Origin of the sequence: Wenyingzhuangia sp. (genome assembly GCF_039768515.1) — a bacterium.
Lineage (GTDB): Bacteria > Bacteroidota > Bacteroidia > Flavobacteriales > Flavobacteriaceae > Wenyingzhuangia.
Genome location: NZ_JBDNAI010000077.1, coordinates 1 through 8,219 on the forward strand (window position 1 = coordinate 1; position 8,219 = coordinate 8,219).

9 protein-coding genes are annotated in these 8,219 nt (G+C 35.2%); 4 read left to right on the forward strand and 5 right to left on the reverse strand.

The window, feature by feature from the left end; translation table 11 throughout:
• Nucleotides 1-176: SDR family NAD(P)-dependent oxidoreductase (locus tag ABF281_RS04675; RefSeq protein ID WP_347180543.1), on the reverse strand; the 176-nt coding region annotated here is incomplete at its 3' end.
• A 17-nt stretch (nt 177-193) separates the two neighbouring features.
• Nucleotides 194-1,036 carry a 5-dehydro-4-deoxy-D-glucuronate isomerase gene (gene kduI / locus ABF281_RS04680; RefSeq protein WP_347180535.1) on the reverse strand — a complete coding sequence of 281 codons (843 nt, stop codon included), beginning with the start codon at nt 1,034-1,036 and terminating at the stop codon, nt 194-196.
• A 190-nt stretch (nt 1,037-1,226) separates the two neighbouring features.
• Between kduI and ABF281_RS04685 the strand changes: the two genes are divergently transcribed.
• The 4 genes from ABF281_RS04685 (at nt 1,227) to ABF281_RS04700 (ending at nt 5,083) form a co-directional block, all read left to right on the forward strand.
• Entirely contained in the window at nt 1,227-2,207 is a 981-nt protein-coding gene (locus ABF281_RS04685; RefSeq protein WP_347180536.1) for a TRAP transporter substrate-binding protein, read from the forward strand.
• Nucleotide 2,208: 1 nt separating this feature from the next.
• Nucleotides 2,209-2,667, forward strand: coding sequence for a TRAP transporter small permease (locus ABF281_RS04690; RefSeq protein WP_347180537.1), 459 nt, complete (start codon nt 2,209-2,211; stop codon nt 2,665-2,667).
• Between the two features lie 5 nt (nt 2,668-2,672).
• A complete protein-coding gene (locus ABF281_RS04695; protein ID WP_347180538.1) occupies nt 2,673-3,974 on the forward strand; it encodes a TRAP transporter large permease in 1,302 nt (433 codons plus the stop codon).
• 83 nt (nt 3,975-4,057) lie between these two features.
• Nucleotides 4,058-5,083, forward strand: coding sequence for a LacI family DNA-binding transcriptional regulator (locus ABF281_RS04700; RefSeq protein ID WP_347180539.1), 1,026 nt, complete (start codon nt 4,058-4,060; stop codon nt 5,081-5,083).
• 21 nt (nt 5,084-5,104) lie between these two features.
• Here the strand turns inward: ABF281_RS04700 and ABF281_RS04705 are convergent, their stop codons facing one another.
• The 3 genes from ABF281_RS04705 to ABF281_RS04715 form a co-directional block, all read right to left on the reverse strand.
• Nucleotides 5,105-6,322 (reverse strand): aspartate aminotransferase family protein, encoded by a 1,218-nt coding sequence (locus tag ABF281_RS04705; RefSeq protein ID WP_347180540.1) that lies wholly within the window; start codon nt 6,320-6,322, stop codon nt 5,105-5,107.
• The gene (locus tag ABF281_RS04710) at nt 6,315-7,820 is read right to left on the reverse strand and encodes an OstA-like protein (RefSeq protein ID WP_347180541.1); all 1,506 of its coding nucleotides are present in this window, start codon (nt 7,818-7,820) and stop codon (nt 6,315-6,317) included. The genes ABF281_RS04705 and ABF281_RS04710 overlap by 8 nt, the downstream gene beginning before the upstream one ends.
• 149 nt (nt 7,821-7,969) lie before the next feature.
• Nucleotides 7,970-8,219 (reverse strand): adenylosuccinate synthetase (locus ABF281_RS04715; RefSeq protein WP_347180542.1); only part of this gene is annotated, 250 nt, incomplete at its 5' end.

Sequence of the window (8,219 nt, forward strand, 5' to 3'; positions counted from 1 at the left end):
AATCCTGCAGCTTTGTATTCAGCTACCGCTTCGTCAAGAGTATCCTGAGAATAATTGTTTACCACAATGGTTGCACCAGCACCTCCCAAACCTTTGGCCATTGCCATTCCTAAACCATGAACGGCTCCTGTTACCAAAGCAACTTTTCCAGTTAAATCGAATAAATTAATTGACATAATTCTACTTTTTTATTTTATCTTAGTTCGTTTATTGCACACATATCCATATCTCCATAGTCTAAATTTTCACCGGCCATTCCCCAAATAAAAGTATACGATGAAGTACCTGCTCCCGAGTGAATTGACCATGGTGGAGAAATAACAGCTTGGTGATTGGCCATCCAAATATGTCTGGTCTCTGTAGGTTCTCCCATGAAATGTGAAACCCCTTGTTCTTGAGGTAAATCTAAGTAGAAATAAACTTCCATTCTTCTGTCATGTACATGTGCTGGCATTGTATTCCAAACACTTCCTGACTTCAAGGTAGTCATTCCCATTTGCAATTGACAAACTTCAACAACACTATTGACAATATATTTACGAATGGTTCTAGCATTACAGGTCTCTGGAGTTCCCAAGTCTACAACTTCAGCATCATCCAAACCTATTTTTTTTGTAGGATATGCTTTGTGTGCAGGTGTAGAATTGATATAGAACAAAGCAGGATTAGATGAAGATTCACTTTCAAAAACTATCTTTTTGTTACCTTGACCGACATATAAAGCCTCCTTATGACCTATTTTATATACTTTACCATCAACACTAACAGATCCAGTCTCTCCTACATTAATTATTCCTAATTCTCTTCTTTCTAAAAAATATGATGATTTTAATTGATCTATCGTTTCTAAAGTTATTGGCTTACTTACTGGCAAAACCCCACCTGTGATATATCTATCGTAATGAGAATATACTAGTTTAATTTGATCTTTGGTAAACAAATCTTCTATTAAAAATTCGTCTCTCAGTTCTTGAGTATCCATTTTTTTTACTTCCCTTGGAGAAGCTGCATATCTAGTCTCGATATTCTGTTTCATATTTATATTTTATTAAAATTCAATTCGAAGGTAAATGTAATAAAAAAAAACATAATCCAATCGATTGTATTATAATACTAAAACTATACATTTGCTTGTAGATTTGAATTTTAATAAATCAACTGTCGGCTTGATGGTTGACTCTGTGAAGAGTTTAGATTTCTTACAAACAAATGAGATAAATAAAATTATGAAAATAAAAGCAAGCCTACTTTGTTTATGTATGATTCCCTTTTTATTTGGGTGTAGCAACATATCAAAAAAAACAAAAACGATCAAATTAGCTCATGGTTTAGACACCAAGCATTCGGTTCATATCGCAATGCTAAAAATGAGTGATGATTTATATAAATTGTCAAATGGTACTTTAAAAATAAATGTGTACTCAAGTCAGCAACTCGGAACAGAACGAGAATGTCTTGAATTGCTGCAGATAGGGAGTCTAGAAATGACAAAGGTATCCGCTGCTGTTTTAGAAAACTTTGCCCCTAAAATGAAAATTTTTGGATTGCCCTATTTGTTCAGGGATCGAAAACACACATTTGATGTGTTAGATGGAGAGATTGGTCAGGAATTATTAGATAATGGAGAACAGTTTTGGCTCAAAGGCCTTGGATTTTACGATGCTGGAAGTAGAAGCTTTTACAGCAAACAAAACCCTATAGAATCTCCTGTTGACTTGAAAGGTTTAAAAGTACGTGTAATGGAAAGTGTAAGCGCAATGAAAATGGTGAGTAGTCTTGGAGGTTCTCCTACACCAATATCATGGGGTGAATTGTATACTTCTTTGCAACAAGGAGTTGTTGATGCTGCTGAAAACAACCCACCCTCCTTTTATTTATCCAGACACTACGAAGTTTGTAAAAACTATACACTAGATGAACATACGGTAGTTCCTGATATTCTTGTGGCAAGTACTCATTTTTGGAACGCTCTAACCGAACAAGAAAAGACTTGGTTCAATATAGCGGTAAAAAACTCCATTGGCTACCAAAGAGACCTTTGGCAAAAGGCTGAAAAGGAAGCACTTACCGAAGTAAAAAAAGCTGGGGTTACCATCATAAGACCTGACAAAACTTTGTTCTCAGACAAGGTTCAACCCATATATGATAGGGTTAAAAATGATAAAGATATTTACCCATTGATTCAAAGGATTAAAAACTCGAAATAATATGGAATTAAGAAAAAAAATAGACAAAATATTGGGGACTACCCTTACAATAATCATGGGGTTAATGGTTGTTAATGTATTATGGCAAGTGTTTTCAAGATTTGTACTAGCTTCTCCTAGTTCATTTACTGATGAATTGTCAAGATATTTAATGATATGGGTCGGTATCCTCGGGGCGGCTTATGTATCGGGTAGAAACATGCATGTTGCTATTGATGTTGTGCCTTTAAAAACTGGTCCTGCAACACAAAAAAAACTAAGAATATTTGTATTCCTACTCGTCATTATTTTCGCACTAGCCGCAATGGTTGTTGGTGGCTCACGATTGGTATATATTAGTTTTACCTTAGGACAAACCTCACCAGCACTACAAATACCACTTGCTTTTGTATACGCGGTAATTCCAGTTAGTGGAATATTAATTGTTTATTATAAAATTACGGATCTTTTAAGCGCATAAATATTATGGAATTTTTACCTGAATTAGTATTAGTAATAAGTTTTTTAATTTTACTAACCATCGGAACACCCGTGGCCTGGAGTATTGCTATTTCTTCTGTGTTGACTATGCTTGTTAGCATACCTGCCATACCCGCTTTGACAACTGTTTCCCAAAGAATGGGGACAGGACTTGATAGCTTTTCATTGCTAGCGATTCCTTTCTTTGTGCTCTCTGGACAACTCATGAATAAAGGTGGGATTGCTCATCGTCTTATCGCTTTTGCCAAAACACTTGTAGGTTCTTTGCCTGGAGGTCTTGCGCTTATAAATGTAATTGGTGCCATGCTAATGGGAGCCATTGCTGGTTCTGCCATGGCGTCGGCTTCGGCAATGGGTAGTATATTAGGCCCTGAGATGGAAAAAGAAGGTTACTCTAAAGAATTTGGTGCTGCTGTTAACATCACTTCATCAACTACAGGATTGATTATTCCACCAAGTAACGTACTCATTGTATATTCACTTGCTAGTGGAGGTGTATCTATTGCAGCTTTGTTCTTAGCTGGTTATATTCCCGGAATTTTAACAGGACTTCTACTCATGGTAGTTGCTTCTTTTTGGGCAAAGAAGAAAAAATATAGATTAGGAGAACGTAGCACTTTAAAGCAAGTTTTTAAAACATTCATTGACGCTGTTCCAAGTTTACTACTATTAATCATCGTAATTGGAGGTATTGTTGCAGGTATATTTACAGCAACTGAAGCTTCTGCAATTGCAGTGCTATACACCTTTGTGCTCGGTATTATTTACAAAGAAATAAATCTCAAAAACATCCCTGGAATCCTGTTAGACTCCTCTTCTACAACAGCTATTGTAATGTTATTAATTGGAGCCTCAATGAGTATGTCATGGGTGATGTCTTTTGAAAACATCCCTCAGGACATCAGTAATGTGTTGCTAGGTATTAGTGACAACAAAATTATAATCCTTATCATCATCAATTTGTTATTGTTATTTGTTGGGGTGTTTATGGATATGACTCCAGCGGTGCTTATTTTTACCCCAATTTTTCTACCCGTGGTAACATCTTTAGGAATGGATCCTATTCACTTTGGAATGATTATGGTTTTGAATTTAAGTATTGGACTCTGTACTCCCCCTGTAGGATCTGTATTGTTTGTCGGAATTGGTGTTGCTAACACCACCATCGATAAAGTAATCAAACCCCTACTACCATTATTCTTAGCAATGATTGTTTCTTTATTCTTAATCACCTATTTTCCCTCACTGAGTTTGTGGCTACCTGGTGTGTTTGGCTTGTTAAACTAAATCTTAATTTCAATTGTTATATAAAACTGAAGATTGCCAAATTGTTTTTGCCCTCTTCAGTTTTTTTTTGAACTAATTTTTTGATGATGAAAAAAAAGGCTACCATACATGACATTTCTAAAGCTCTAAAAATTAACAGTTCTACTGTCTCTAGAGCATTGAACAACAGCAATCGTGTTTCACAAAAAACCAAAAAATTAATTCAAAAAAAAGCAAGCGAACTAGGGTATCAGAAAAACTCGTTAGCCTCTAACCTTAGAACAAACAAAACCAATACGATAGGTATTATTGTTCCTAGAATCTCTAGAAACTTCTTTTCTTCCGTGATCTCGGGTATTGAAGAAACCGCTTATAAATCTGGCTATAATGTTGTCATAGGACAATCGCTAGAAAATTTCGAAAGAGAAAAAGAATTGGTTTCTACATTTTTATCGAATAGAGTAGATGGATTATTGATTTCTGTATCGATGGAAACCACCAGTGATTTTCATCTTCAAAATTTCAAAAATAATGGGGGTCCCATTGTGTTTTTTGATAGACCTATGACCATGGAGAACACTCCTAGTATCCATATTGATGACTATAAGGCAAGTTATGATGCAACTGAACACTTGATCAATAATGGTTGTAAACACATTGTTCATTTTTCAGGTATTCAAAAAATAGCCCTCTATAAAAGAAGAATGGAAGGATATATGGCTGCTCTTAAAGATCATAATATTCCCGTCAAGGCCTCTTATATCTTAGAATCTAAATTATCTGAAAAAGATGGAATAGTTTTGGCTAACAAAGTTATGAAATTACCCCAGGTAGATGGTATCTTTTCTTCTAACGATACCGCTGCTATCAGTGCCATACAACACTTTAAGAAAAACGGAATACAAATCCCGAAAGACATTGCTCTAGTTGGTTTCAACAATGATCCTATTTCCGCGGTTATAGAACCTAGCTTGACAACGATAAACCAACCGGATATAGAAATGGGAACTATTGCCTCTTCATTACTGATTGAATTGATCAAAAAAACGATTGACCACCCAAGTAAACACTCAAAAACTCTAGAGACAGAATTAATTGCAAGAGGCTCTACATTTAGGAAAACAAACTAAAAGTGTCCGAAATTAGTTATTCTAATTCAATCTGTTATCGCTATTTTTTGAAGAACCAATCCTATCTAAAACTTTCAATATCTTCGCACAGCCTATTTCTATTTCTTCGTCAGAAATCGTTAAAGGCGGACTAATTCTTACGGCTCTTTTTTCAAACAATAAAAAGAACAACAAAAGACCTTCATCCATACATTTCAACACAACTTCTGATGCCATGAAAGCATCTTCCATCATTAACGCTAACATCAAACCTTTTCCTCTAATTTCTTTGATCTCCTCATGCTGAAGACTCCTTTTAATCAACTGTTCTTTACGTAAGGCTTCTTGCATAAGGTTGGTTTGAGTAATTTCTTTTACCGTTGCCAAAGCTGCTGCTGCGATTACAGGATGCCCTCCAAAAGTAGTCACATGGCCCAAAACGGGATTCTCCTTCAACAAACTCATATTGTCCTCACTACTGATAAAAGCACCAATAGGCATTCCTCCTCCTAACCCTTTACCAGTAATTATAATGTCTGGTATACAATCGTAGTGTTCAAAACCAAAAAATGTACCTGTACGACCTATCCCCGATTGAATTTCGTCTAAAATCAATAATGCACCAACATCATCACAGCGTTTGCGAACTTTCTTTAAATAATTGTTTTGGGAAACAATAAACCCAGCACCTCCTTGGATTGTCTCTAAAATAACAGCAGCTGTTTCTGTTGTAATCTTAGACAAATCGTCTACATCATTATATTCTATAAATGTTGTTCCCGGTATAATTGGCCTAAATGCTCTGTTCTGAGTTTCTGCCCCACTAACACTCATAGCTCCTTGAGTATTTCCATGGTAAGCGAATTTTGCTGCGACCATTTCTGACCTTTTTGTGACTCGTTTTGCTAATTTCATAGCCCCTTCTGCAGCTTCAGTTCCTGAATTTACTAAGTATACAGAATTCAATTTTTGGGGCAACAAACTTGCCAATATTTTACACAATTCTGTTTGGGGCTGTTGAATAAATTCTCCATAAACCATGACATGAGCATAACGATCTACTTGATCCTTAATGGCTTTAGTAACTTTTGGGTGGTTATGCCCAAGACTATTAGCAGAAACTCCTGCAATAAAATCTAAATACGCTTTTCCATGTACATCATACACATAAGAACCCTTCGCACTGGCCACTTCAATCATCAATGGAAAAGAAGAGGTTTGTGCTTGATGATCTAAAAAGTCTTTTCTTAAATTAGTCATGTATAAAAATATCTTCTTTAGTTAATGGACGCTCATTTCCCCTCCAAATAAATCCTTTTAACAAAGCTTGATCTTCAGGGAATTCTGAAGGGGGATACGTTTTCCCTGCAGGCTGCTTTAAGAAACGAATTGTTTTTATGTTATTGTTTTCTAACGAAAAGATAATATTACTACATTCCATTTTCATGATAGCGGTTAAATCTTTCGTATCCTCACTTCTAGCGTAGTTGACCACCGCTCCATTCCCCTTAACTAAAAGAGTTGACAGTCTTTGATCTTTAAACTTTCCAAACATGTTTCTCCCATTGATTTGATTATATCCCTCGATACTGTCTTGGTTCACAATGAAAGCATTTTTCAGAATCTTTAAAGAATCTAATTTTTGGGTGGTCTTATCACTAATTAAACGAATACTATCTCCCGTGATTTGATTTTTGTCAGACCATAAAACAGGATTGTTAAATAATTCTGTAATTCCCTCTGCTTGTCTAGTGACCAAAGAATCACACTTCCCGCTTAAATCTGATTTAAAAAACTTGACGTGATGATATACCCTCATCAACTTCTTATTTTCACTCCCTGTTATAGATATTGTGTCTCCATGAATATACATAGAATCTTTTTCTACAATGGAGATCGCCAAAGGTCTTTTGGTTACAATCATAGAATCTATCTTTCTATAAATTTCTCCATAATCCCCTTTGACAACAATTTTATTCACTGTGTCAGTAATCACTATATTTCCACTACCCGAAGCAAAATCATCTGATTGGTTGTAATACAAACTATCTCCTCTGATTTCGTTATTTTGGTGATAAATCACTGAATTGCTCAACAAATAACCCAAAGACAATTTTGTATTATAAATCCCTCTTTCTGTATACAGATCACTATCCTCATTTTTGATGGTTGAAGGCCCATATAAATATGAGCGACCAGAATTTGTATTGTAATCTAAATGACCTGTTTTTAGTGTCATATCTGGATTGACCAACTTTACATTTTGTTTTGCTGTCAGTTTTTTATCCTTTGCAAAATACTTTCCTACCTGACTTGTCAATATATTTTTATCAGTAACAATTTTACCAAAACAATGATAGCTTAACACTTGTGTGGACCTATCAAAACGAAGAGTATCTGTGGTCAACGTCATGTCCTTATCTTTAACCCTAACTTGACCCCAAGACAAAGCTTTTTTTGAATCTCCATCATATTGTAAATGATTACTATACTGTTTGATTGTATCTCCTTGATTCACATATACATCTCCGTAAGCATATAGCCGATTTTGAACCTTATAGTACAATGCCTTTTTACAAGTCATGATAGCCCCTTCGTGTTTCACTCGTACCTCTCCATTCAAAATCAATGCATCGGGATACAACTCTTGGTCGGCGTAAGTTTGATTCGAATGCAATATCTTTATTTTGCTCTCTTGTGCAGAACTAAACAAAGAAAGGAAAAGGAACAACAAATTTATAACGACAGATAGTTTCATACGAAGACAAAGATAATTTATTCAGTGAATTTGTGAAACCTTAAGACAATACGATTTCTCATTAAAAAAAAACAATCGTAAAAGGAAATTCATAAAAACAAAAAGCCTCATCAAAAGGATGAGGCTTTTTGTTTAAATATATACTAAAACTATCTCTCGATGGTCTGCTTTCTATCTGGTCCTACAGATACAATCGTAATTTTAATTTCTGTTTCTTTTTCAATAAATGCAATATAATCCAACAACGCTTGTGGCAATTGATCCTCAGAAGTCATTCCAGTCAAATCTTCTTTCCAACCAGAGATCTCTGTGTATATTGGTTTTACGTTTTCTGGCTCAATATTGTACGGAAAATGCTTAATCACTTCTCCATTGTACTCATAAGCAGTACAAACTTTC